We start from the raw sequence: 25,332 nt of genomic DNA, 5'->3' as shown, positions 1-25,332 counted from the left end.
TAGGAAGATCTCGTTCCTCAGGGCATAGCACTTGAATCTGGCAGGGCCTAAAGCCAGGGACACCAAGCAAGGGCCGCCCCGCAGCGATGGTGTCGTCCCCCTCCCTTGCGAAGCAAGTAGAGAGGGGGAAGCGGCGTAAGCCGCTCAGGGGGTGAGCCTCTTGATGAGGCTGGAGGTATCCCAGCGCCTGCCCCCCATCTGCTGCACATCGGCATAGAACTGGTCCACCAGGGCCGTGACGGGCAGGCGGGCGCCGTTGCGCTGGGCCTCGGCCAGCACCAGGCCCAGGTCCTTGCGCATCCAGTCCACGGCAAAGCCGAAGTCGAACTTGCCCTCGGCCATGGTGCGGCCGCGATTGTCCATCTGCCAGCTCTGGGCTGCGCCCTTGCCGATGACGTCGAGCACGGCGGGAATGTCCAGGCCCGCGTGCTGGCCGAAGGCGATGGCCTCGGACAGGCCCTGGACCAGGCCGGCGATGCAGATCTGGTTGACCATCTTGGTGAGCTGGCCGGCGCCGCTGTCGCCCATCAGCGTGCAGGCGCGCGAGAAGGCCATGGCCACGGGCTGCATGGTGGCGAAGGAGGCCTCGTCACCGCCGCACATCACGGTGAGCTGGCCGTTCTGGGCGCCCGCCTGGCCGCCCGAGACGGGCGCGTCGATGAACTGCAGGCCCAGCTCCAGCCCGGCCGCATGCAGCTCGCGCGCCACTTCGGCCGATGCCGTCGTGTGGTCGGCAAAGATGGCGCCGCGGCGCATGCCCGCGAAGGCGCCGTCCGGCCCCAGCACGACCGAGCGCAGGTCATCGTCATTGCCCACGCAGCTGAACACGATGTCGGCGTCGGCCACGGCCTCGCGCGGCGTGGCCGCATGGCCGCCGTTGAACTCCTCGCACCAGGCGCGGGCCTTGGCCTGCGTGCGGTTGTAGACCGTGACGCGGTGGCCTGCCGTGGCCAGGTGGCCGGCCATGGGATAGCCCATGACGCCCAGTCCCAGGAAGGCTACGGAGAGGGGAGCGATGGCCGCATAGCTGCGGGCGGCGATGGAGGAGTCGGACATGGGGGATTCCTGAGAGGTGGTGGGAGCGGGTGGCGCAGGGGCGCGCGGTGTGCGGCCCTGGAAGGAGCCGGTGTCCCGGCTCGGCGCGCTGAAGGCGCGTTCAGACGATGGCGAAATGCTCGGTGCCCGCCGCCAGGTCCAGCGACTTGGCGCGCTGGCTGCCCAGCTTGATCTGCAGCCGCAGGTCGTTGACCGAGTCCGCATTGCGCAGGGCATCCTCGTAGGTGATGAGGTTGGACTCGAACAGGTCGAACAGCGCCTGGTCGAAGGTCTGCATGCCCAGGTTGCGGCTTTTCTTCATGATCTCCTTGATCTCGGTGACTTCGCCCTTGAAGATCAGGTCGGAGATCAGCGGCGAGTTGAGCATCACCTCGATGGCGGCCACGCGCCCCTTGCTGTCCTGCTTGGGCAGCAGGCGCTGGGAGACCATGGCGCGCAGGTTCAGCGACAGGTCCATCAGCAGTTGCGGGCGGCGCTCTTCGGGGAAGAAGTTGACGATGCGGTCCAGCGCCTGGTTGGCGCTGTTGGCGTGCAGCGTGGCCAGGCACAGGTGGCCGGTTTCCGAGAAGGCGATGGCGTGCTCCATGGTCTCGCGGTCCCGGATTTCGCCCATGAGGATCACGTCCGGTGCCTGGCGCAGGGAGTTCTTGAGCGCTGCTTCCCAGCTGTCCGTGTCCAGGCCCACCTCGCGCTGCGTGACCACGCAGTTCTTGTGCGGGTGCACGAATTCGATGGGGTCCTCGATGGTCACGATGTGGCCGTAGGAATTCTCGTTGCGCCAGTCCACCATGGCGGCCAGCGTGGTGGACTTGCCCGAGCCCGTGGCGCCGACCAGGATGCACAGGCCGCGCTTGGTCATGGTCACTTCCTTGAGCACCTGGGGCACGCCCAGGCTGTCGATGGTGGGCAGGGCCAGCGGAATCGTCCGCATCACCATGCCCACGCGGCCCTGCTGGATGAAGGCGTTGACGCGAAAGCGCCCGATGCCCGGCGGCGAGATGGCGAAGTTGCACTCCTTGGTGCGCTCGAAATCGGCGATCTGCTTGTCGCTCATGACGGAGCGCGCCAGCGTCAGCGTGTGCACCGGCGACAGCGGCTGCGGCGACACCTTGGTGATGCGCCCGTCGATCTTGATCGCAGGCGGGAATTCCGCCGTGATGAACAAGTCGCTGCCGTTGCGGCTGACCATGAGCTTGAGCAGGTCGTTGATGAACTTGGTGGCCTGATCTCTTTCCATTGCCGTATTCCCCCGGGCATTGCGCACCGTCGTGGCGCGCAGGTTGTTTTGTTATGTGCAGGTGGTCCGGTCCGGCCCGGATGGGCCAGGCGTCCTCATATTCGACTCATTCGCCGACTCATTCGCCATCTAAGTGTGCTGCTCCTCGCCCAGGCGCACGCTGATGGCACGCAGCCGGAACGAGAGCTTGCGCGCCAGCAGCGCCATCAGCTTGGCGGCCAGCGCGGCATCCTTGACCATCATTTCGTCCAGCGCCTCTGCGCTGAGCACGCCGATCTCGCAGTCGGTCAGCGTGGTGCAGCTGGAAAAGCGCGGCCCGCCGTCGAGCAGCGACATCTCGCCGAGGATGTCGCCGGGCCGTGTCTGCGCCAGGCGCATGCGCTCGCCCCAGGGCTGCTGGCGCTCCACGGCGATCTGGCCGGACAGCACCACCGCCATGAAGCTGCCGTTCTCCTCCTGGCGGATCACGTCGCGCTGCGGCGCCACGGCCGCGTAGATGAAGTATTCGCTCAGCCGGTGCAGGCTGGCGGCGTCAAGCTGGCCCAGGTAGCGGTCGCGCGACCACAGCTGCTCCAGCTGGGTGACGCTGCCGCGCGGCAGCCGCGTGGCGCCCACCTCGATGGCGCGCGCCTCCCAGGGAACGGGAGGCGTGTGCGGGTCCATGAAGCCATGCGCCGCCAGCGTGGTCGTGAAGAAGGCCGACTCGGAGGCCGGGGCCGAAGGGTCCTGGCCGCTTCGCAGCTTGCGGAAAATGCTTTTCATGGCGCGTGGCGAGAGGCTGGGCCGGTGGCGGTCAGCCCGGGAAGTTGTCCGGTATCTTGGCCTTGGCGCGCGCTTCGGCCGGGCTGATCAGGTTGCGCCGCACCAGATCGGTCAGGTTCTGGTCCAGCGTCTGCATGCCCACATTCTGACTCGTCTGGATGGTGGAGTACATCTGGGCCACCTTGGCCTCGCGGATCAGGTTGCGGATGGCGCTGGTGCCCAGCATGATTTCGTGGGCGGCGATGCGGCCCTGGCCGTCCTTGGTCTTGCACAGCGTCTGCGAGATCACGGCCTGCAGCGATTCGGAAAGCATGGCGCGCACCATCTCCTTTTCCTCGGCCGGGAAGACGTCGATGATGCGGTCGATGGTCTTGGCGGCGCTGGAGGTGTGCAGGGTGCCGAAGACCAGGTGGCCCGTCTCGGCCGCGGTCATGGCCAGGCGGATGGTTTCGAGGTCACGCATTTCGCCCACCAGGATGGCGTCCGGGTCCTCGCGCAGCGCCGAGCGCAGGGCGGCCGAGAACGACTGCGTCATCGGCCCGACCTCGCGCTGGTTGATCAGGCACTTCTTGGAGTCGTGCACGAATTCGATGGGGTCCTCCACCGTCAGGATGTGGCCGTACTCGGTCTCGTTGAGGTGGTTGACCATGCCGGCCAGCGTGGTGGACTTGCCCGAGCCCGTGGGGCCGGTCACCAGCACCAGGCCGCGCGGCTTCAGGGCCAGGTCGGCGAAGATGCGCGGCGCGTTGAGCTGCTCCAGCGTCAGGATCTTGCTGGGAATGGTACGGAAGACGGCGGCCGCGCCCCGGTACTGGTTGAAGGCGTTGACACGAAAGCGCGCCAGGCCCTCGATCTCGAACGAGAAGTCCACCTCCAGGAACTCCTCGTAGGCCTTGCGCTGGGAGTCGCTCATGATGTCGTAGACCATGGCGTGGACAGTCTTGTGGTCCAGCGGATCGACATTGATGCGGCGCACATCGCCGTGCACGCGGATCATCGGCGGAAGCCCCGCGGACAGGTGCAGGTCGGAGGCCTTGTTCTTGACGCTGAAAGCCAGCAATTGGGTGATGTCCACGGAGTTCGCTCCCTCGTTTGGTACGCTGGCGGCAATTATGACGACGATTGAAAACAAGCTTCAACAGATTCACGAACGGATTGCCTCGGCCTGCGCGCAGGCGGGCCGGGCGGCCGGCTCGGTGCAGTTGCTGTCCGTCTCCAAGACCTTCGGCGCCGACGCCGTGCGCCAGGCCGTGCTGGCCGGCGAGCGCAGCTTCGGCGAGAACTACATCCAGGAAGGCGTGGACAAGATCGCCGCCGTGCGCGCCATGGGCCTGCCGGGCGGCGAGGCCCTGCAATGGCATTGCATAGGCCCCATCCAGAGCAACAAGACGCGCCTGGTGGCCGAGCATTTCGACTGGGCCCAGACCGTGGACCGCCTGAAGATCGCCGAACGCCTGTCGGCCCAGCGCCCCGAAGGCCTGGCGCCGCTGCAGGTCTGCATCCAGCTGAACGTGGATGGCGGCGAGACCAAGGCCGGCGTGGCGCCCCAGCAGGCGCTGGAGCTGGCCGCCGCCATCGTGCAGCTGCCGCGCCTGGTGCTGCGCGGCGTGATGAGCATTCCCGACGATGTGCCGGGCTTCGAGGCCCAGCGCGAGGTGCATGCCCGCGCCACGGCCGTGTTCGCGAAGATCCGCGCCAGCGGCCTGCCGGGGCTGGAGCGCTTCGACACGGTATCCATGGGGATGACGGGCGATCTGGAAGCGGCCGTGGCCGCCGGATCGACCATGGTGCGCGTGGGCAGCGGCATCTTCGGCCAACGAAACTACGCCCCGCATTGAGCGGGGCGTAGCTGGCTTGGCTGGCGGGGCAGGCCGCCTCAGCGCCCGCCTGGCCGCTTCATCTGGCAGTCCGTGGGCAGCTCCACCTGCTCGGGCGTGTAGACGGCGTCGGTGCGAAAGCCGTAGTTCGTGCCTTCCCAGCCGGTCTTGACCAGCTTGCCATCCACGGGCGCGATGGTGTTGACCACCTGGGGCAGCAGCAGCTGGTGGTCCTTGCCGCGCATGCGCACGGGGCCGACCACGGTGTCCATCTGCAGGCCCTCCAGGGCCAGCGCGATCTTCACAGGTTCGGTGGACTGTGCCTTGGCCATGGCGGCGGCCAGCATGCGCGGCACCAGGTCCATGCGCGGGGCCAGGAAGTCCTTGCCCATGCGGGCCTTGTATTCCTGGGCGCGGGCGTCGGCCAGCGGGCGGCCGGCCTGGCCCGGGTGCCATTCGGCCACCCAGGTCAGCTGGCCGATGCGGGTCTGGGCGAAGGATGTCACCGTGCCCGGCATGCCGCCCGCGCTGTGGTTGAAGTAGCGCAGGTCATAGCCCGAGTCGGCGGCGGACTTGAGCAGCAGGGTCAGGTCCTGGCCCCAGTTGCCCGTGATCACCGAGTCCGCACCCGTTTCCTTGATCTTGGCCACATAGGGCGCGAAGTCCTTGACCCGGCCTATGGGGTGGAGCATCTCGCCCGTGAACTGGATGTCGGGCCGGGCCGCGCTCACCATCTGGCGCCCGTAGGCCGCCCACTGCTTGCCGTGGGCGTAGTCCTGGTTGAGCAGGTAGACCTTGCGGATGCCGGGCTGGGTCTTGATGTAGCTGGCAATCGCCTGCATGCGCATGGCGGTGTTGGCATCGAACATGAAGTGCCAGAAGCTGCAGGCCTTGCCCGTCAGCTCGGGGTCGATGGAGGAGTGGTTGAGCACCAGCACCTCCTTGCCCGGATTGCGCTGGTTGTGGCGCGATGCCGCCTGCACCAGGGCTGCCACCACCGACGAGCCCGATCCCCCGGTCACCACCACGCGCGCTCCCTGGTCTAGGGCTGCCTGCAGCGCGGCCTGGCTTTCCTGGGCCGAGAGCTTGCTGTCGAACTGCAGCAGCTGCAGCTTCGCCCCGTTGAACAGACCGCCCTTGGCGTTCACGTCCTCGACCGCGTACTGCACGTGGTCGCGCATCAGCTCGCCCGTGCTGACGAAGGGGCCGGACAGCGGATCGATGAAGGCGATCTTGAAGCTGTCGGTTCCCTGGGCGTGGGCGGCCGTGCTGCACAGCAGGGCGGCGGCGAGTGCCATGGATGGCTGGCAATATCGTCGGATGCAATGGCGGCGGATCGGCATGTCTTGTCTCCTCGAAGGAATGGTCGTCAGTCCTTGCCGGGCGGCTCGGCCCGGGGCCGGCTGCGCCGTGCAGGCGTCTTTTTCGCGGGGGATGCGGCAATGGCTTCGGGCGCGGTGGCTGGCGCCGTGCGCAGGCCGAGCACGCGGCTGGCCAGCTCGGTCAGCTCGGCCACCATCTCGGCCGTGCCCAGGCGGCCGCCGGGGCGGTACCAGTTGTAGAGAAAGCCCGGCAGGCTGCAGGCGGCCTGGGCGGTGATGCGTGTCTCGCGAAAGTCCAGGTGGCCGCTGGCGCGGCCTTCTTCGAGCAGCGCGCAGAACTGGCGGTAGAACTGGCGCGCCAGCGTGCGCGAGGCCTTCATGTACGCCGGACTGAAGGCCTGGGGCTCGCGGTAGGGAAAGAAGGCCGCCGGATAGTGGGCAATGGTGGCCGCGATCAGGCGCTGCAGGCCGTCCACGGCCTTCTCGTGCGCGGCGCGCGGATCGTCGGCCGCGAAGTCCAGCACAGTGAAGCAGGCCTCGGTGGGTGCCCAGCACAGGGTCTCGAAGATCTCCTGCTTGTTGCGGAAGTAGTAGTAGACGAAGGGCTTGGTCACGCCCAGGGCCTGGACGATCTGCTCCATCGTGGTGTTGGCGTAGCCGTTGCGGTCGAACAGGGCCTCGGCCGCCTTGAGGATGCGTTCGCGCTTTTCATCGGAGCCGGCCGTGGGAAGGCGCTGGCGGCCGCGCGGGGTGACAGGGGGCTTGGGCATGCGGGAAATCTCGTGTCGCGTCGGTGGCTGCGATGGTTATACCGGTGGGTAGCAATGTTCTACCAGCGGGTATATATTGGCAAGACGCCGATCCAAAAATCAGATCAAGGCTATCCCTTAGGACTGGTTCCGGGGTGGCCAGACACCCAGGAGACAAGCATGGCGGATTCCGAGACCCTCATTCCCCTGCATGAGGCCCTGCGCCGCAATGCGCGCAACCACCCCGGCCGCGACGCCTACATCTGGTATGGCCGCCACATCAGCTGGGCCGAGATGGATGCGGCCAGCGACGCCTTTGCCGCGCGGCTGCAGGCGCTGGGCGTGGGCCGGGGCGAGCCCGTGGCGCTGTTCATGAACAACTGCCCGCAGTACATCGTGGCGCACTACGGCATCCAGAAGGTCGGCGCCATCGTCTGCCCCTGCGGGCCGCTGAACAAGGAGCATGAGCTGCAGTACCAGCTCGATGACCTCCAGGCCCGCGTCATCGTCGCGGCCGATGTGCTGCTGCCCGTGGTGGACAAGGTGCGCGCCAGCACGGCGCTCAGGCATGTGCTGGCCGTGCGCTATGGCGACTGGCTTCCTGAATCGGCCACGCTGGCGCTGCCGCCCGAACTGCAGGTCCCCGTGCAGCCGCTGCCCGAGGGCGTGGAATCGTTCTGGGATGTCATGCACAGCGGCGCCAAGCCCGTGCCCGTCGATGTCGCCATGGACGATGTCTCGCTGATGACCTATACCTCGGGCACCACGGGCCTGCCCAAGGGCGCCATGCTCAGCTACGGCAACGCGGCCAGCAAGACGGCCGGCGCCTCCAGCGCCACGGGCGTGAACGCCGGCGACATGCTGCTGGCCGTGGCGCCGCTCTATCACATTGCCGGCATGTCCATGGGCGTGAACATGCCCGTGCACAGCGGCGCCGCCTGCGTGCTGCTGCACCGCTTCGACCCGCTGGCCGTGGCCCAGGCGCTGGAGCGCTACCGCGTGACCTGGTGGTACAGCATCGCGCCCATGAACGTGGCCGTGATGCAGCTGCCGGGCGTGGAGGCCATGGACTTTTCCGCGCTGCGCCGCAACACGGTGACCAGCTTCGGGATTGCCTACACCGAGGAGCTGGCGCGGCAGTGGAGGCGCTTCACCCCGAACTGCATCTCCAGCGAGGCGGCCTACGGCCTCAGCGAGACCCACACCATGGACACCACCATGCCCGGCGATGCCATCCGCTGGGGCACGCACGGCAAGCCGCTGCCCGGCAACGAGGTGCGCATCATCGATCCCGAGACCGGCGAGCCGCTGCCGGCCGGCGAAGTGGGCGAGATCACCATCCGCGGCCCCGGCAACTTCAAGGGCTACTGGAACAAGCCCGAGGCCACGGCCAGGACCCTGAAGAACGGCTGGGTCCACACGGGCGACATGGGCCGCTTGGACGCCGAGGGCTACCTGACCTTCATCGGCCGCTTCAAGGAAATGATCAAGGTCTCGGGCTACAGCGTCTTCCCCGAGGAGGTGGAGGCCATCCTCATCAAGCATCCGGCCGTGGCCCAGGCCGCCGTGATCGGCGTGCCCGACCCGCAAAAGGGCGAGGTCGTGCGCGCCTTCATCGTCACGCGGCCGGGCCAGCAGATCGCGGCCGAGGACCTGGTGCAGTGGTCGCGCGAGAACATGGCCAGCTACAAGGCGCCGCGCGAGGTGCGTTTCATCGAGGCGCTGCCCGCCACCGGCGCAGGCAAGGTGCTGCGTCGCTTGCTGCGCGATCAATGAGAAAGACCGAAGTCCCATGTTCCAGAAGATCCTGATTGCCAACCGCGGCGAGATCGCGCTGCGCATCGTGCGCGCGCTGCGCGAGCTGGGTGTGCCGAGCCTGGCCGTCCATGCCGCAGACGATGCGCAGGCGCCGCATGTATCCGCTGCCGATGCAGCCGTGCCCCTGGACGCCAGCGGCCCCTCGGCCTACCTGGACGGCGCCCACCTGCTGCGCATTGCGCGCGAGCACGGCTGCGACGGCATCCATCCGGGCTACGGCTTTCTCAGCGAGAACGCCGGCTTTGCCCAGGCCTGCGCCGACGCGGGACTGCGCTTCATCGGCCCTGCACCCGCCCATCTGGCGCTGCTGGGCGACAAGGCCCGCGCACGCGATCTGGCGCGCCGCTGCGGCGTGCCGCTGATGCCGGGCAGCAGCGAGGCCGTCACGCTGGAACAGGCTCAGGCCTTCTTCGAGGCGCAGCAGGCCGGGGGCGCCAGCGGCATCATGGTCAAGGCCATCGGCGGCGGCGGCGGGCGCGGCATGCGCGCCGTGGCGCGTGCCGAGGACCTGCCCGCTGCCTACGAGCGCTGCCGCAGCGAGGCGCGCGCCGCCTTCGGCGTGGACGGTGTCTATGTGGAGCGTCTGATGACGGGCGCGCGCCATATCGAGGTACAGATCCTGGGCGATGGCGGCGCCGCCCCCATCGCGCTGGGCGAGCGCGAATGCACGCTGCAGCGGCGCTTCCAGAAGCTGGTGGAGATCGCGCCCAGCCCCAGCCTGGCGCAGCCGCTGCGCGAGCGCATCACGCGCGACGCGCTGCGCATGGCCGCCGAGATCGGCTACGAGAGCCTGGGCACCTTCGAATTCCTGGTCGATGCCGCCTCCGACTCCCTGCCCTATGTCTTCATCGAGGCCAACCCGCGCCTGCAGGTGGAGCACACCATCACCGAGGAGGTCTTCGGCATCGACCTGGTGCAGGCCCAGATCCGCGTGGCGGCCGGCGATCACCTTGGAGAGCTGGGCCTGGATGCCAGGACACCGCCCGCGCCGCGCGGCTATGCCATGCAGTGGCGCATCAATGCCGAGACGCTGGATGCCGCAGGCCAGTCGCGCCCGGGCAGCGGGCGCATAGGCACACTGCAGTGGCCGGCCGGGCCCGGCATCCGCATCGACACGCATGCGGTGGCGGGCGCCAGCCCCTCGCCGCACTACGACACGCTGCTGGCCAAGCTCATCGTGCACAGCAGCGGGCCGCGCTTCGAAGACGTGCTGCGCCGCGCACGCCGCGCGCTGGACGAATGCCGCATCGACGGGCTGGCCACCAACCTGCCGCTGCTGCAGGCGCTGGCCGGCCGGCCCGAGATGGCGTCGCAGGCCGTGCACACACGCTGGCTTGAAGAGGCCCTTCCAGAATTGGTGGCGGACGCCCAGGCGCTGGCCGAAGGCGCGCGCCGCACGGCCGTGGCCGCCGATGTTGCGATGACTGCCGAGGCTGCTGGCGCGCCGGTCCCCGAAGGCGCCCTCACGGCGCCCATGCCGGCGCGCATTGTCCAGTGGAGCGTGGCCGTGGGCGATGCCGTGTCCGCCGGCGCCGAGCTGGGCGTGCTCGAAGCCATGAAGATGGAGCATGTGCTGCTGGCGCCGCAGGCCGGCGCCATCACGCAACTGCTGGCCGAGGCCGGTGCCTATGTGGCCCAGGACCAGCCCCTGCTGGTGCTGGCCGCCGCCGAAGGCGTGCAGGCCGACGCACGCGCGCAGCAGATCGCCCGGGACCCGGACCACATCCGCGCCGACCTGCGCCGCGTCATCGACCGCCATGCCTTCACGCTGGACACCGCCCGCCCCGAGGCCATGGCCAAACGCCATGCCCAGGGCGGCCGCAGCGCGCGCGAGAACATCGCCGATCTTTGCGATGAGGGCAGCTTCATCGAGTACGGCGCGCTGGCCATTGCCGCGCAGACGCGCCGGCGCAGCATGGACGACCTGATCGCCAACACGCCGGCCGACGGCATGGTCACGGGCATGGGCTCCATCAACGGCGCGCAGTTCGGCCAGGAGCGCTCGCGCGCCGTCGTCATGGCCTATGACGCCACCGTGCTGGCCGGCACCCAGGGCGCGCGCAACCATGCCAAGACCGACCGCATGCTGGGCATTGCGCTGGCGCAGAAGCTGCCCGTGGTGCTGTTCGCCGAAGGCGGGGGCGGGCGACCCGGCGATACCGACACGCCCGTGGTCGCCGGCCTGCATGTGCACACCTTCGCGGCCTATGCGGCGCTGTCGGGCCAGGTGCCGGTGATCGGCATTGCACACGGCCGCTGCTTTGCGGGCAATGCAGCCCTGCTGGGCTGCAGCGACGTCATCATCGCCACGCGCGCCAGCACCATCGGCATGGGCGGGCCAGCCATGATCGAGGGCGGTGGCCTGGGCGTGTTCCGCCCTGAAGAGATAGGACCCAGCGGCATCCAGCATGCCAATGGCGTGATCGACGTGCTGGTCGAGGACGAGGCCCAGGCCGTGGCTGCAGCGCGCCACTATCTTTCGTTCTTCCAGGGCCGCACCACGGAGTGGACCGCGCCCGACACGCGCGCCCTGCGCCATGTGGTGCCCGAGAACCGGCTGCGTGCCTATGACACGCGTGCGGCCATGGCGCATCTGGTGGACGAAGGCAGCCTGCTGCCGCTGCGCACGGGCTTTGGCGCAGGCATCCACACGGCGCTGGCGCGCATCGAAGGCCGGCCCGTGGGGCTGATGGCCAACAACCCCTCCCACCTGGGCGGCGCCATCGACGCCGATGCGGCCGACAAGGCCGCGCGCTTCATGCAGCTGTGCAACGCCCATGGCCTGCCCATCGTGAGCCTGGTGGACACGCCGGGCTTCATGGTCGGCCCCGAGATCGAGAAGACCGCCCAGGTGCGCCATGTCAGCCGCCTGTTCGTCACGGCGGCCAAGCTGCGCGTGCCGTATTTCAGCGTGGTGCTGCGCAAGGGCTACGGCCTGGGGGCCATGGGCATGACGGCGGGCAGCTTCCATGCGCCGGTGTTCAACGTGGCCTGGCCCACGGGCGAGTTCGGCGCCATGGGTCTGGAAGGCGCCGTGCGCCTGGGCTTTCGCAAGGAACTGCAGGCCCTGCCCGAGGGCGCCGAACGCAACGCTCTGTTCGACCGGCTGCTGGCCCAGCAGTACGCCCACGGCGAGGCCATGCACATGGCCGGCACGCTGGAGATCGACGCCGTCATCGACCCCGCCGACACGCGCGCCTGGCTGTCGCGCGGCCTGGCGGGGGCGCGCGTGGCACCCGCCCAGGCGGGCTTCGTGGACACCTGGTAGGCCCTGAAAACGCTGCAGGCGGCGTGCTAAGCTGATCCTCTTTTCGACGAACACGATGGCGGGCCCGCTCAAGCGGGCCCCGCTGCCTCTGGAGACCTTCCCATGCCCGGACTTCTGCCCGATATCGATCCCGACGGCCTGCTCGAATTCTCGGTGGTCTACACCGACCGCGCGCTCAACCACATGTCCAAGCGCTTCGCGGGCGTGATGCAGGACATCCTCACCACGCTGCAGGAGGTCTACCACGCCCACACGGCCGTGCTGGTGCCGGGCAGCGGCACCTTCGGCATGGAGGCCGTGGCGCGCCAGTTCGCCAATCGCGAAAAGGTGCTCATCGTGCGCAACGGCTGGTTCAGCTACCGCTGGACGCAGATCTTCGAGGAAGGCGGCCTGGGCGGTGGCGCTGTGGTCTGCAAGGCCCGCCGCCAGGGCCCGGGCAGCCAGGACCCCTGGGCGCCTTGCGCGGCCGAGGACGTGGCCGCCGCCATCCGCACCGAGAAGCCCAAGGTCGTGTTCGCGCCCCATGTGGAGACGGCCAGCGGCATCATCCTCAGCGACAGCTACCTGCGCGCCGTGGCCGATGCCGCGCACGAGGTGGGTGCGCTCTTCGTGCTGGACTGCGTGGCCTCGGGCGCCATGTGGGTGGACATGGAAAAGACCGGCGTGGACGTGCTGATCAGTGCGCCGCAAAAGGGCTGGAGCAGCTCGCCGTGCTGCGCCATGGTCATGCTCTCGCAGCGCGCGCGCGAAGCCATCGAGCACACGCAAAGCTCCAGCTTCTCCTGCGACCTCAAGAAGTGGATGCAGATCGCCGAGGGCTACGAAAAAGGCCAGCACGCCTACCACACCACCATGCCCACCGACGCCCTGGTCCGCCTGCGCGACGTGATGCTGGAGACGCGCGCCTACGGCTTCGCCAAGGTGCGCGACGAGCAGATCGCCCTGGGCGCCAAGGTGCGCGCCCTGCTGGAGTCGCGCGGCTTTCCCAGCGTGGCGGCCGAAGGCTGGAAGGCCCCCGGCGTGGTCGTCAGCTACACCACCGACCCCGGCATCCAGAGCGGCAAGAAGTTCATGGAAGCCGGCCTGCAGACCGCCTCGGGCGTGCCCCTGCAGTGCGACGAAGGCCCGGACTTCAAGACCTTCCGCATCGGCCTGTTCGGCCTGGAAAAATGGCACAACGTGGACCGCACCGTCGGCCACATCGCCAAAGCGCTGGACGACATCGGTGTAAATGGCACCCCCTGAGCGGCTGCGCCGCTTCCCCCAGGGGACGACGCCCTCGCTGCGAGGCGGCTCTTGCTCGGCGTCTCGCCTTCAGGCAGTGTCAGCGCTTGAGGCCGCACGGCATGGCATTGCTGTTGAATGCATTTTTTGATTTGAAAGAACCCTCATGAACAAGACCCTCACCACCCTGGCCGCCTCCTGCGGCCTGATGCTCGCCGCACTGACCGGCGTGGCGGCCCATGCGGCCCAGCCCGTCACCACGGCCAGCGGCCTGGTCTATGAAAGCCTCAAGGAAGGCACAGGCGCCAGCCCCAAGGCCAGCGACACGGTGCGCGTGCACTACCGCGGCTACTTCCCCGACACGGGCAAGGACTTCGACAGCTCCATCACGCGCGGCCAGCCCATCGAGTTCCCCCTGACCGGCGTGATTCCCTGCTGGACCGAAGGCGTGCAGAAGATGAAGGTCGGCGGCAAGGCCAAGCTGACCTGCCCGCCCTCCATCGCCTACGGCAGCCGTGGCGCGGGCAGCGTGATCCCGCCCAACGCCACGCTGAACTTCGAGGTGGAACTGCTGGGCATCAAGTGATGGCCGGCCCGCTGGCCGGGCCATCCCCCGCCTGATGCGAAGCCGGCCTGCGGGCCGGCTTTTTCACGGTCGCTGAAAGGAAGACGTCGTGGACCCACGCAAACCGCTGGACGCGCGCGCCGCCGCGCTGATGCTCATGCTGTGCCTGATCTGGAGCCTGCAGCAGATCCTGCTCAAGGCCACGGCCGATGCCATTGCGCCCACGCTGCAGATCGCGCTGCGCTCGGGCGCGGGCGCCGTGCTGGTGTGGCTGTTCATGCGCTGGCGCGGCATGCGCGTGCAGTGGGGCGACGGCAGCTGGCGCCCGGGCCTGGCCGTGGGCACGCTGTTTGCGCTGGAATTCCTGCTGGTGGGCGAGAGCATCAACCACACCTCGGCCGCCCATGTGGTGGTCTTCCTGTATTCCGCTCCCGTGTTCGCGGCGCTGGGCCTGCACTGGAAGCTGCCCTCGGAGCGCCTGGCGCCGCTGCAATGGCTGGGCATCGTGCTGGCCTTTGCCGGCATTGCGCTGGCCTTCCTGGGCGGCGGCAAGCCTTCGAAGGCAGCCGGCGCCGCCATGCTGCTGGGCGACCTGCTGGCGCTGGCCGCCGGCGTGGCCTGGGGCGCCACCACGGTGGCCATCCGCACCACGCGGCTGGCATCGCTGCCCGCCGCGCAGACCCTGCTCTACCAGCTGGCCACCGGCTTTGCGCTGCTGCTGCCCGCCGCCTTCCTGCTGGGCCAGACCCGCTTCGAGCCCACGCCCCTGGCCTGGGCGGGCCTGGCCTTCCAGTCCGTGCTGGTCTGCTTCGTGAGCTTCCTGGTCTGGTTCTGGCTGCTCACGCAATACCTGGCCTCGCGCCTGGGCGTGTTCTCGTTCATGACGCCCATCTTCGGCGTGGTCTTCGGTGCCTGGCTGCTGAGCGAGCCCATCGAGCCCAACTTCCTGGCCGGGGCACTGATGGTGCTGGCAGGGGTGCTGCTGGTGAGCGGGTATGGGTGGCTGAAGTCGCTCAGGCGGTGAGGCCAGGGATCAGGCCGGCCGGGGTAGCGGATCCGTGCCCTCGTTGAGCACGGAAAGATAGCGCTGATAGCTGAAGACCCGGCCTCGCTTGCGGCCGGTCACTTCCTCGATGATGCCCAGGCGCTGCAAGTCGGCGAGCGCCGTGTTGACGGTGGGCGAGGACAGTCCCGTCTGCCGGACCAGCTGGTTGGACGTCAGGAAGGGGTTGAGCTGGAACAGGTCGTGGATGCGCAGCGTGGAGCTGGCGCGTTCGCCTTCGGTCGCGATGCGTTCGCGGTCCTGCCTGAACAGATCGACGATATGCGTGGCGGCCTCGAAGGCCTGGTTCGCGGTCTGTGCCACGCCGGTGAGAAAGAAGTCGAGCCAGGCTTCCCAATTGCCGTTCTCGCGCACTTCCTGCAGCAGCCGGTAGTACTCGGCCCGGTGCGTCTTGAGAAATAGGCTGAGGTAGAGCAGCGGCTTGTTCAGCACGCCGTTGATGCAGAGGTACAGCGTGACCAGCAGGCGGCCGATGCGGCCATTGCCATCGAGGAACGGATGCAGTGTCTCGAATTGCACGTGCAGCAGGCCGGCCTTGATGAGGGCGGGCAGGCGGGAAGCATCTTCGTGCATGAAGCGTTCAAAGGCGTCGAGGCAGGGGCCGAGCTCGTTGACGGGCGGCGGCACGAACAAGGCATTGCCTGGACGCGTGCCGCCAATCCAGTTCTGCGAGCGCCGGAACTCGCCGGGGCTCTTGGTGCCGCCGCGTCCGCTTTGCAGCAGCCGGCCATGCATCTCGCGGATCAGGCGCAGTGACAGCGGCAGGTCCCGCAGGCGCTCCAGTCCGTACATCATCGCGTCCACATAGTTCGAAACTTCGCGGATGTCGTCAATGGGCTGGCCCGCCTGGGCCTCGGCTTCGAAGCGCAGCAGGTCCGACAGCGTCGATTGCGTGCCCTCGATCTGCGAAGAAAGCACGGCCTCCTTGCGCACGTACATGTAGAGGAACAGCTCCTGGCGGGGCAGCAGCATGGTGATGCCATCGAGCCGTCCCAGCGCACGCTCGGCAAGGCTGAGCTTTTCCAGGAGGACGAGCACATCGATGGCCGGCTCCGGCGGCAGCGGTGGCGGCACGAAGGCGCGTACCTTCTCGCCTGCTGCGGATGTCTCGATGAAGCGGCCAAGCCGCTGGCTGGTAGGGGAATCGGGCATGGGCTGACTATGGCTTCGGACGCTTATTTAAGCAAATGCGGTTTTTCTTAAATAACGAGAGCGCCAAGTTAAGCAGACTTAAATAAGCCTTCGTCTCAAGGCGGCGGGCCGGCCGCATGACCCCTCATGCCAGTCCCAGCCGCCGCGCCAGCCGCTGCAGGTTGGCGCGGTCCATCTGCAGCTCGCGTGCGGCGGCGGCCCAGCTGCCGTGGTGGCGCTGCAGGCTGGTGTCGATCAGATGGCGCTCGTAGCTCTCCACGGCTTCGCGCAGGCCTTGGGGGCTGGCGCCGGGCGATGCGGCCTGTGGGAGGGGCAGGGACGGGGTGGCCGTCGCCGGGGGCTGCGCGTCATCCCGGAGATCGGCCTGGCCCAGCGTGACCATGCGAGCCCGGCCACCGGCTGGAGCGGCAAAGGGCGCACGGCTCAGCGCCCGCAGCACGCCGCGGCTGATGAGGTGCTCCAGCTCCCGCACATTGCCGGGCCAGTCCTGGGCGAGCAAGGCCGATTGCGCAGCGGGGTGCAGGCGCAGTCCGCCCAGGCCCAGGCGGGAACGGTTTTCCTCGAGGAAGAAGCCGGCCAGCATCAGCACGTCGCTGTCGCGCTCGCGCAGCGCGGGCACGCGCAGCGGGTAGACGCTCAGGCGGTGGAAGAAATCGGCGCGCATGCGGCCGGCCGCCACTTCGGCGGCCAGGTCACGGTTGGTGGCGGCGATCACGCGCACGTCCACATGGTGCTCGCGGTCCGAACCCAGGCGCTGCAGCTGGCCGCTTTGCAGCACGCGCAGCAGCTTGGCCTGCACGGGCAGGGACAGCTCGCCCACTTCGTCCAGGAACAGCGTGCCCTGGTCGGCCTGCTCGAACTTGCCGCTGCGCTCGGACAGCGCGCCCGTGAAGGCGCCGCGCACATGGCCGAACAGCTCGCTTTCGACCAGGTTGTCGGGCAGGGCCGCGCAGTTGATGCTGACCAGCGCCCGGCCTGCACGCGCCGACTGCGCATGCACGGCCTGGGCCACCAGTTCCTTGCCCGTGCCGGTCTCGCCCGTGATCAGCACGTTGAGGTCGCTGGCCGCGACCAGGGCGATGTCCTTTTGCAGCGCGCGCATGGCCGGGCTCTGCCCGATCAGCGGACGCGATGAATCGCCCCCCGGGGCGGCGCCGGGTGCGGGCAGGGCGCGCGCACTGCGCGCCAACCGGCGCAGCCGCTCGGCCGTGGTCACGGTGGCCGCCGCCAGGTTGCTGAAGGCCTGCAGCGCCGCCAGCGCGGCCGGGTCGGCAAAGCGCCCCGGGTCCAGCGCGTCCAGCGTGAGAAGGCCCCAGGGCAGGCCGCCGGTCTGCAGCACGCAGCCCATGCAGTCGTGCACCTCCAGCGGCCCGTGGCCCTGGGCCACCAGGCCGTCATAGGGATCGGGCAGCGGACTGTCGGGCGCAAAGCGCATGGCCTGGCCCGCGGCCAGCAGCTGGGCGAAGCGCGGGTGCTCGGCAATGCGAAAGCGCCGGCCCAGCGCATCGGGCACCAGGCCATCGATGGCCACGGGCCGCAGCCACTCGCCTTCCAGGCGCAGCAGGGCGGCGGCATCGGCCGGCAGCACGGCGCGCAGGGCTGCCAGCAGGCGGCGAAAGCGCTCGCGCTCGGGCAGGTCCTGGGCCAGGTCGGCCACCAGGGGGGTGAGGGCGTGCAGGGCGGTGGATGTGGTCATAAAGACTGCGATGGCTGTCAAAAGGACTCGATTTGACGGGAGTCATATTGACGCATGAAACGCCAAGCCCTTGTTCTTCAAGGGTCGCGGGACTGGCACGGCCCTTGCCTTTGCCAAGGCATGTCCGGCATCGCACCGGGCATGTCCGTCCCCGTACCCAAGGAGTTTCCCGTGCTGACCGACCGCCAACGTGCCATCGTCCAATCCACCGTTCCGCTGCTTGAAACCGGCGGCGAAGCGCTGATCACGCATTTCTACCAAACCATGCTGGGCGAGTACCCCGAGGTGCGCGCCCTGTTCAACATGGCCCACCAGCAAAGCGGCGCCCAGCCGCGTGCCCTGGCCTACAGCGTGCTCATGTACGCCAGGCACATCGACCGGCTGGACGCCCTGGGCGACCTGCCCGCGCAGATCATCAACAAGCACGTTGCGCTGCAGGTGCAGCCCGAGCACTACCCCATCGTCGGCACCTGCCTGCTGCGCGCCATCCGCGAAGTGCTGGGCGCCGAGATCGCCACCGACGAGGTCATAGCCGCCTGGGGCGCCGCCTACCAGCAGCTGGCCGACATCCTGATCGGCGCCGAGCGCCAGGCCTATGACCGCACGGCGGCGGCCGAAGGCGGCTGGCGCGGCGAGCGCGCCTTCGTGGTCGAGGACAAGGTGCAGGAAAGCGCCGAGATCACGTCCTTCTACCTGGTGCCCGCCGACGGCGGCCCCGTGATCGCCCACCAGCCCGGCCAGTACATCGGCCTGCGCCTGGTGGTGGACGGCCAGGAGCAGCGGCGCAACTACTCCCTGTCCGCACCCGCAGACGGGCGCAGCCTGCGCATCAGCGTCAAGCGCGAGGCGGGTGGCAAGGTCTCCAACTTCCTGCACGACCGGGTCCGGGTCGGCGACACGCTGCAGCTGTTCCCGCCCGCAGGCCACTTCACGCTGCAGCCCGGCGAGCGCCCGCTGGTGCTGATCAGCGGCGGCGTGGGCATCACGCCGACCCTGCCCATGCTGGACGCGGCCTTGCCGACCCGGCGGCCCGTGGTCTTCATCCACTGCGCACGCGAGCGCGGGGTGCATGCCTTCCGCGAGCATGTGGATGCGCTGGCTGCCGTGCATCCGCAGCTCACCCGTTACTACTGCTATGACCGGGCGGAGGAGGGCGATGGGGTCGATGCGCAGGGCCTGCTGACCGCCCGCCAGCTGGGTGAATGGCTGCCCGCCGTGGATGCCGATGTCTATTTCCTGGGGCCTCGGCCGTTCATGCGGTCGGTGAAGGAATCGTTGAAGGCCCTGGGGGTGCCGCAGGAGCAGGTGCGGTATGAGTTTTTTGGGCCGGCCGAGGCGCTCCAGTAGGCTTTGCCGGAGCCTGCCCTGGGTGGTTCCTGGCTCTGCCGCACCCCTGGCATGCCTTTGTCGCGCCCTTGTCGCGCCCCTTGTAGCACCTATGTGGCAAGAGGCGCGACAAGGTCCGAAGGCTCAGCGGTAGAAGGCTTGCACGGTGCCCTTGAGCTTGATCAGCAAGGGCCTGCCCTTGCGATCCACCGTCTTGCCCGCGGGCACCTTGATCCATCCCTCGCTCACGCAATACTCCTCCACGTCGAACCGCTCCTTGCCGTTGAAGCGGATGCCGATGTCGTGCTCGAACACGGCCGCCACGTGGTGCGGGCTGCGCGGGTCGATGGACAGATGGTCGGGCAGTGCGGGGCGATCGGCGGGTGCGTTGGCGTCGGTCATGGTCTTGTTCTCGCAAGAGGGTTCTGAAGAAAGCCGGTATTGTCCGCGCAATTCGCAGGCAGGCGCTGGCTGACAGGCTTTGGCGGCAGGCATCGTCATGCGGATGGCGGACGGGCGTCGTATGCTGCGCTCCATGCTGTCGCCAGAGCAACGTCAAACACTGAAGTCGGCCAAGCGCCTGCCGCTGGCGCTGCTGCTGTTCGTGGCGCTGGGCTTCGTGGCCTCGTCCGTGGCGGCGGGGCACTGGCAGCAGGTGCCTCTGTGGCTGGCCTGCATCAAGGCCGTGACCGAGGCCTCGCTGGTCGGCGCTCTGGCCGACTGGTTTGCGGTGTCGGCGCTGTTCCGGCGCATTCCGCTGCCCCTGGTCGGGCGCCATACGGCCATCATCCCGCGCAACAAGGACCGCATCGGCGAGAACCTGGCGAATTTCGTGCGCGACAAGTTCCTGGACGGTCCTTCGCTGGTGGCACTGATCGAGCGCCATGATCCTGCGCGCGTGCTGGCCGGCTGGCTGACCACGCCAGCCAACAGCACCCTACTGGGACGGCAGGTGGCGCGACTGGCGCTGGCGGCGCTGGAGATGGTGCAGGACCGGCAGGTGGAGCGCTTTCTGACACAGGCATTCAAGGCCTTGCTGGCCCAGGTGGACCTGCCCCGCGCGGCGGCGGATCTGTTGTCGGGCCTGACCAAGGACGGCCGCCACCAGGCCGTGCTGGACGATGTGCTGGCCCGCGTCAGCGGCGTGCTGCGCGAGGCCGAGACCCATGTGCTGATCGCCCAGACCATCGTGCTGTGGCTCAAGCGCGAGCATCCGCTCAAGGAAAAGATGCTGCCCACGGACTGGCTCAGCGACAAGGGCGCCAGCGCCATTGCGGGCGCGCTCGACAGCCTGCTGCAGGACATTGCCAGCAATCCCGAGCACCACATGCGCAAGGCCTTCGACGCCTCCGTGGACCGGCTGGTCACGCGGCTGCAGTCCGACCCCGCCATGTCCGAGCGCGCCGAGCGGCTGCGCCACTACCTGCTGCACGACGAGAAGCTGGCCGGCTACCTGCGTGCGCTGTGGCTGGGCCTGCGCGCCAAGCTGCAGGCGGACCTGGCCAACGAGCATTCGCAGGTGGCGCGCAAGACCGCCGCCATGGGCCGCTGGCTGGGCCAGTCGCTGGCGCACGACGAGGCGCTGCGCAGTTCCATGAACGAGCGCCTCAAGCGCTGGGCCCAGGCGCTGGCGCCCGATGTCTCGCAGTTCCTGGCCCAGCACATCGCCGATACCGTGCGGCGCTGGGATGCGCGCGAGCTGTCCGAGCTGATCGAGCTGCACATCGGCAAGGACCTGCAGTACATCCGCATCAACGGCACCGTGGTCGGCGGTGCCGTGGGGCTGGTGCTGTTCCTGGTCTCCAATGCGGGGCGGCTGTGGGCCTGATCTTCGTATCAGGATGTTGCCTGAGGGCCACATCGGGCCAACTTTACAAAGCTGCCGTGTTCGCCGGAACGCCGTGAATCGGGCCGGGCGCTGCACGCGCCCGGGCACTGGCGGCCCTGCATGTCATTGATGAACAAGGCAACATTCAGCATCCTGAATGAATTGCTCACAGATCGGTCCGCTTGTAAAGAAAAACAGCAGCTGCGCTACCGTCGGCCAAGCCGTTGTCGGCGGGAAAATAAAATAAGAACGATTCGCACTCATCAAAAACAACAGAGCGGATGCGCACCCCGGTCGTTCGACCGTCCGTGATTCTTCTTGCGAGCTTTCCCATGCACAACTGCACAGCCCCCGCGGCGGGCCGTGGCTTTGCCCTGTCCGCCCTTTGCACCTCCCTGCGTGCTTCGTTTCCCTCCACCGTCGTTCCCCTGCGCCGCACCGCGCTGGGCGCCTGCCTGGGCCTGCTGGCCTCGGGCAGCGCGCTGGCCCAGGCAGCAGGCGGGGCGACGCTGGAAACCCTGGTCGTGACGGCCAGCGGCTTCGAGCAGGAGATCAGCCAGGCGCCGGCCTCAATCTCGGTGATCACGCGCCAGGAACTGGAGCAGGGCGCCTACCGCAACCTGCACGATGCCCTGCGCGATGTGCCCGGCGTGATCCTCACGCCCTCGGACAACAACTCCAACGACATCTCGTTGCGCGGCATGGGCGCCAACTACACCCTGATCCTGGTGGACGGCAAGCGGATGAGCACGCGCGAGACCCAGACCAACGGCAGCACCGGCACGGACCAGAGCTGGATTCCGCCGCTGGAGGCCATCGAGCGCATCGAGGTGGTGCGCGGCCCCATGTCCTCGCTGTACGGCTCGGACGCCATGGGCGGCGTGATCAACGTCATCACGCGCAAGGTGGCGAAGAACTGGCATGGCTCGGTGCGCGCCGACGCCACGCTGCAGGAGCGCTCCACCTCGGGCGATGCCTACCAGACCAACTTCTACCTGTCAGGCCCGATCAAGACCGACCTGCTGGGCCTGAGCCTGTACGGCAACTACAGCAAGCGCGACCAGGACCGCATCTACCAGGGCTACAACAAGAGCGACAACCGTTCGCTGAACCTGCGCCTGGCGCTGACCCCCAGCAAGGACCACGACCTGATCGCCGAGATCGGCACTTCGCGCCAGCACTTCGTTTCGTCGCCTGGCATGACCCTGCTGCCCACCGATGCGCCCAGCGACCGCAAGTTCGAGCGCGAGAACTACTCGCTGCAGCACAAGGGCCGCTGGGGCTGGGCTTCCTCCGACACCTATCTGCAGCGCGAGGAAACGCGCAACCTGTCGCGCGACATGACCATCAGGAACACGGTGTTCAACAGCAGCTGGGTAGCGCCGCTGGGCCGCCAGCACCTGCTGACCACGGGCGTGTACTACAACCAGCAGGACCTGCGCGACACGACGACCAATACGCTGCCGGGCTCGGCGCGCACCACGGCCGATCGCACGCAGTACGCCTGGTTCGCCGAGGACGAGTGGCGCCTGCGCGAGAACTTCGCCCTGACCGGCGGCCTGCGCTACGACCACGACAGCAAGGGCGGATCGCAATGGAGCCCGCGCCTGTATGGCGTGTGGAACCTCGACGCGCAATGGACCGTCAAGGGCGGCGTGTCCACCGGCTTTCGCGCGCCCTCGTTGCGCCAGACCCTGGACGACTGGGGCCAGTCCAGCCGCGGCGGCAACATCTACGGCAACCCCGACCTGAAGCCCGAAACCTCGCTGAGCAAGGAACTGGGCGTGCTCTACAACAACGGCGCCGGCCTGTCGGCAGGCCTGACGGTGTTCGACAACGAGTTCAACGACAAGATCACGCGCATCGCCTGTCCCGAGTGCGGGCCGGCCAATTCCTCGGGCAACACGCCCACCACCAACGTCAATATCGACAAGGCCATCACGCGCGGCATCGAAGCCACGTTCAAGGCCCCGCTGGCGCGCACGCTGGACCTGAGCAGCAGCTACACCTTCACCAAGTCCGAGCAAAAGAGCGGCGAGTTCGCGGGGCAGCCGCTGAGCCAGCTGCCGCGCCACATGCTCAACCTGGCGCTGAACTGGAAGCCTTCGCAGCAATGGGCGGGCTGGGCCAAGCTGTCCTACCGGGGCAAGGAAAGCCAGCCCACGGGCGGCCGTTCGGCGCGCACCTGGGTGGCTGGCAGCTATGCCATGTTCGACATGGGCGGCTCCTACAACTACAGCAAGGACGTGACCTTCTACGCAGGCATCTACAACCTGTTCGACAAGGACGTGTACTACGAGGACTACGCCACGGTGCAGGACGGCCGGCGCTACTGGATCGGCATGAACGTGAAGTTCTAGGCATCCCGGCCGCAAGGGCGGCCGCTGCCCGTGGCCTGCGGATCGGGCCGCGCCGCTTCCCGGCGCGGCACCCGCCTCCGGAGGCCGGAACTCCATTCATTTTTTCCTGGGATTCTTTGCCATGACCTTCGATATCACGCGCCGCGCGGCGGCGCTGGCCTTGCCGGCCTTGTTCCTGGGGACTGCGGTGGCGGCCCCGCTGTCCGTGCGGCATGCCGGGGGAGCGGCCAGCCTGCCCGGCGCACCCCGGCGCGCGGTGGTTTATGACCTGGGGGCGCTGGATGCACTGCATGCGCTGGGCGTGCCCGCGTCGGCGGTCGCAGGCGTGCCCCGGGCGCAGCTGCCCCGGTATCTGGACAGCTTCGCGCAGCGGCCTGCGGCGGGCGGGCTGTTCGAGCCCGACTACGAGGCGCTGAGCCGCCTGGCGCCCGACCTGATCATCGTGGGCGGGCGCTCGGCCGGCAAGGCCGAGGTGCTGGGACGCATCGCGCCCACGCTGGACCTGAGCGTCAGCGGCAAGCACATGCTGGCCGATATCGAACGCAACATCGCCACGCTGGCGCTGCTGTTCGGCCGCCAGGCGCAGGGCCGTGCGCTGGTGCAGCGCATCCAGGCCGAGCTGCAGGGCCTGCGTGCCCAGGCCTCGCAGGCCGCGCCGGGCCTGCTGCTCATGGCCGTGAACGACAAGCTCCTGCCGCAGGCGCCGGGATCGCGTTTCGGCTTTCTGTTCGATGTGTTCGGCGCGCGCTCGGCGCTATCGGCTGCGCAACTGCCAGCCCGCGGCACCGCCTACGGCTTCGATGATGTGGCGCGGCTGGACCCCGAGTGGATCTACGTCATCGACCGCAACACGGCCACGGGCCAGGCGGCAGGCGGCGGCGAGATCTTGGCTTCGCGCAAGGTGTTCGACAACGCGCGGATCCACGCCACGGCGGCCGGCCGCAAGGGGCAGGTCGTCTTCCTCGATCCCAAGGGCTGGTACCTGATGGGCAGCGCCGGGCCGACAGCACTGCTGGACAACATGGCGCAGCTGCGCCAGGCCTATGGCGCGGTGTCATCGTGTTGACCGCGGGCCAGGGCCGGCTCCCGGCCCCGGCCCCGGCCCCACAGCGCAATCACGCGCACATAGGCCAGTTCGGCCAGCAGCTCCACCAGCGTCTGCGTGACGATGACGGCCGGCAGCACGGGAATGGCGCCGGGCACGGCCAGGGCCAGCGGCAGCACGACCAGCGAATTGCGCGTGCCCGCGCTGAACGCGACGGCGCGGCCCGAGGCTGCCGGTAGCCGGAAGGCACGCGCCACCAGCCAGCCCAGTGCGGGCGCCGCCACCGCAAAGGCCGCATAGACGGGCACCATGCTCCAGGCCGCGTGCGTGGCCGGGCCCAGCTGGGGCAGCACGGAGGCGATCACCACGAACAGCACCAGCGCGGTGGCCGGCACGGGCAGCAGGCCCAGCCATGCCGAGGCGCTGGCGCCGCGCCGGCTGCAGGCCGCCCACCACTGGGTGGCAACGGCCAAGGCCAGCGGCACGGCGATCAGCCACACGAACGCATGCAGGAAAGGCCCCGCCTGCACCAGCCGCGCCGCATCGTCACCAAGGAACAGGCCCAGGTAGCCGGGCAGGGCCAGCATCTGCGCGATCAGCAGGGCCGGCGTGGCCGCCAGCAGCAGGCGCGCATCGGCGCGTCCCAGGTGGGAGAAGGTGACCACGTAGTCGATGCAGGGCGCCAGCAGCACCAGCAGCGCGCCCAGGCGCAGCAGGGGGTCGGCAGGCAGGAACTGCAGCAGGGCCCAGACCAGCACCGGCACCATGATGAAGTTGGCCACCATCAGCGCTGCCAGGAAGCGCACCTGGCCAAAGGCGCGCCGCAGCTCGGCCACGGGCACCTGCAAAAAGGTCACATAGAGCATCAGCGCCAGCGCGGGGTTGATGGCGCGCTCCAGCACGCCCGTGCCGGGCAGCGCCCAGGCGGCGGCCGCGGCCAGGGCCACGGCGGCGAAGTAGATGGGGATCTGGCGCTGTTCGAGCGCGTCTCGGGTGTCTTGCATTCGGGGCGCCGGGTGCGGCAGGTGCGGCAGGTGCGGCAGG

General features: G+C 68.6%; 21 protein-coding genes. 10 read left to right on the top strand and 11 right to left on the bottom strand.

Annotated features, from left to right (window positions below; all coding sequences use genetic code 11):
• Positions 1-144: 144 nt before the first annotated feature.
• The 4 genes from AAN986_RS25845 to AAN986_RS25830 all read right to left on the bottom strand — a co-directional run bounded on the left by AAN986_RS25845 (position 145) and on the right by AAN986_RS25830 (position 4,130).
• On the bottom strand, positions 145-1,056 hold the full coding sequence (locus tag AAN986_RS25845) for an NAD(P)-dependent oxidoreductase (RefSeq protein ID WP_047217925.1): 912 nt from the start codon (positions 1,054-1,056) through the stop codon (positions 145-147).
• 100 nt (positions 1,057-1,156) lie between these two features.
• Entirely contained in the window at positions 1,157-2,293 is a 1,137-nt protein-coding gene (locus tag AAN986_RS25840) for a PilT/PilU family type 4a pilus ATPase (RefSeq protein ID WP_016450725.1), read from the bottom strand.
• A gap of 129 nt (positions 2,294-2,422) precedes the next feature.
• Positions 2,423-3,055, bottom strand: coding sequence for a cyclic nucleotide-binding domain-containing protein (locus tag AAN986_RS25835; protein WP_016450724.1), 633 nt, complete (start codon positions 3,053-3,055; stop codon positions 2,423-2,425).
• Between the two features lie 31 nt (positions 3,056-3,086).
• Positions 3,087-4,130: a type IV pilus twitching motility protein PilT gene (locus AAN986_RS25830; protein WP_016450723.1), complete on the bottom strand. Its 1,044-nt coding sequence runs from the start codon at positions 4,128-4,130 to the stop codon at positions 3,087-3,089.
• 37 nt (positions 4,131-4,167) lie between these two features.
• Here AAN986_RS25830 and AAN986_RS25825 point away from each other — a divergent pair, with 37 nt between their 5' ends.
• A complete protein-coding gene (locus tag AAN986_RS25825; RefSeq protein ID WP_047217926.1) occupies positions 4,168-4,893 on the top strand; it encodes a YggS family pyridoxal phosphate-dependent enzyme in 726 nt (241 codons plus the stop codon).
• Positions 4,894-4,931: 38 nt separating this feature from the next.
• Here the strand turns inward: AAN986_RS25825 and AAN986_RS25820 are convergent, their stop codons facing one another.
• Together AAN986_RS25820 and AAN986_RS25815 are read right to left on the bottom strand one after the other, a co-directional pair.
• Entirely contained in the window at positions 4,932-6,170 is a 1,239-nt protein-coding gene (locus AAN986_RS25820) for a branched-chain amino acid ABC transporter substrate-binding protein (protein ID WP_349335528.1), read from the bottom strand.
• Between the two features lie 71 nt (positions 6,171-6,241).
• A complete protein-coding gene (locus tag AAN986_RS25815; RefSeq protein WP_016446678.1) occupies positions 6,242-6,964 on the bottom strand; it encodes a TetR/AcrR family transcriptional regulator in 723 nt (240 codons plus the stop codon).
• Between the two features lie 159 nt (positions 6,965-7,123).
• Between AAN986_RS25815 and AAN986_RS25810 the strand changes: the two genes are divergently transcribed.
• The 5 genes from AAN986_RS25810 to AAN986_RS25790 all read left to right on the top strand — a co-directional run bounded on the left by AAN986_RS25810 (position 7,124) and on the right by AAN986_RS25790 (position 14,842).
• Positions 7,124-8,719, top strand: a complete 1,596-nt coding sequence (locus AAN986_RS25810) for an AMP-binding protein (protein ID WP_047219588.1) — start codon at positions 7,124-7,126, stop codon at positions 8,717-8,719.
• Between the two features lie 16 nt (positions 8,720-8,735).
• Positions 8,736-12,029 carry a carboxyl transferase domain-containing protein gene (locus tag AAN986_RS25805; RefSeq protein ID WP_047219587.1) on the top strand — a complete coding sequence of 1,098 codons (3,294 nt, stop codon included), beginning with the start codon at positions 8,736-8,738 and terminating at the stop codon, positions 12,027-12,029.
• 102 nt (positions 12,030-12,131) lie between these two features.
• Positions 12,132-13,274, top strand: a complete 1,143-nt coding sequence (locus AAN986_RS25800) for an aminotransferase class V-fold PLP-dependent enzyme (protein ID WP_016451985.1) — start codon at positions 12,132-12,134, stop codon at positions 13,272-13,274.
• A 145-nt stretch (positions 13,275-13,419) separates the two neighbouring features.
• Positions 13,420-13,839 carry an FKBP-type peptidyl-prolyl cis-trans isomerase gene (locus AAN986_RS25795; RefSeq protein WP_047219586.1) on the top strand — a complete coding sequence of 140 codons (420 nt, stop codon included), beginning with the start codon at positions 13,420-13,422 and terminating at the stop codon, positions 13,837-13,839.
• Between the two features lie 88 nt (positions 13,840-13,927).
• Positions 13,928-14,842 carry a DMT family transporter gene (locus AAN986_RS25790; RefSeq protein ID WP_047219585.1) on the top strand — a complete coding sequence of 305 codons (915 nt, stop codon included), beginning with the start codon at positions 13,928-13,930 and terminating at the stop codon, positions 14,840-14,842.
• A 9-nt stretch (positions 14,843-14,851) separates the two neighbouring features.
• Here AAN986_RS25790 and AAN986_RS25785 read toward each other — a convergent pair whose 3' ends face one another.
• Positions 14,852-16,033 (bottom strand): Fic family protein, encoded by a 1,182-nt coding sequence (locus AAN986_RS25785; protein ID WP_016446673.1) that lies wholly within the window; start codon positions 16,031-16,033, stop codon positions 14,852-14,854.
• A gap of 124 nt (positions 16,034-16,157) precedes the next feature.
• Positions 16,158-17,729, bottom strand: a complete 1,572-nt coding sequence (gene norR / locus AAN986_RS25780) for a nitric oxide reductase transcriptional regulator NorR (protein ID WP_047219584.1) — start codon at positions 17,727-17,729, stop codon at positions 16,158-16,160.
• A gap of 120 nt (positions 17,730-17,849) precedes the next feature.
• Here norR and hmpA point away from each other — a divergent pair, with 120 nt between their 5' ends.
• A complete protein-coding gene (gene hmpA / locus AAN986_RS25775) occupies positions 17,850-19,076 on the top strand; it encodes an NO-inducible flavohemoprotein (RefSeq protein ID WP_017407870.1) in 1,227 nt (408 codons plus the stop codon).
• Positions 19,077-19,199: 123 nt separating this feature from the next.
• On the opposite strand, the gene AAN986_RS25770 is transcribed toward hmpA, so the two are convergent.
• Positions 19,200-19,457, bottom strand: coding sequence for a DUF3297 family protein (locus tag AAN986_RS25770; RefSeq protein WP_047219583.1), 258 nt, complete (start codon positions 19,455-19,457; stop codon positions 19,200-19,202).
• 121 nt (positions 19,458-19,578) lie between these two features.
• On the opposite strand from AAN986_RS25770, the gene AAN986_RS25765 reads away from it, so the two are divergent.
• A complete protein-coding gene (locus AAN986_RS25765; protein WP_080736788.1) occupies positions 19,579-20,883 on the top strand; it encodes a DUF445 domain-containing protein in 1,305 nt (434 codons plus the stop codon).
• A 166-nt stretch (positions 20,884-21,049) separates the two neighbouring features.
• Here the strand turns inward: AAN986_RS25765 and AAN986_RS25760 are convergent, their stop codons facing one another.
• Positions 21,050-21,217, bottom strand: coding sequence for a hypothetical protein (locus AAN986_RS25760; protein ID WP_156180070.1), 168 nt, complete (start codon positions 21,215-21,217; stop codon positions 21,050-21,052).
• Here AAN986_RS25760 and AAN986_RS25755 point away from each other — a divergent pair.
• Positions 21,216-23,243 carry a ligand-gated channel protein gene (locus AAN986_RS25755; protein ID WP_047219582.1) on the top strand — a complete coding sequence of 676 codons (2,028 nt, stop codon included), beginning with the start codon at positions 21,216-21,218 and terminating at the stop codon, positions 23,241-23,243. The two genes, AAN986_RS25760 and AAN986_RS25755, sit on opposite strands and share 2 nt — an antisense overlap.
• A gap of 121 nt (positions 23,244-23,364) precedes the next feature.
• Positions 23,365-24,309: an ABC transporter substrate-binding protein gene (locus AAN986_RS25750; RefSeq protein WP_047219581.1), complete on the top strand. Its 945-nt coding sequence runs from the start codon at positions 23,365-23,367 to the stop codon at positions 24,307-24,309.
• Here AAN986_RS25750 and AAN986_RS25745 read toward each other — a convergent pair.
• Positions 24,285-25,292, bottom strand: a complete 1,008-nt coding sequence (locus tag AAN986_RS25745; RefSeq protein ID WP_349335527.1) for an arsenic resistance protein — start codon at positions 25,290-25,292, stop codon at positions 24,285-24,287. The two genes, AAN986_RS25750 and AAN986_RS25745, sit on opposite strands and share 25 nt — an antisense overlap.
• Positions 25,293-25,332: the final 40 nt, after the last annotated feature.

The sequence above is a fragment of the Delftia sp. DS1230 genome (genome assembly GCF_040112715.1).
Classification (GTDB): domain Bacteria; phylum Pseudomonadota; class Gammaproteobacteria; order Burkholderiales; family Burkholderiaceae_C; genus Comamonas; species Comamonas tsuruhatensis.
This window is presented reverse-complemented; position numbering and strand designations above follow the sequence as displayed.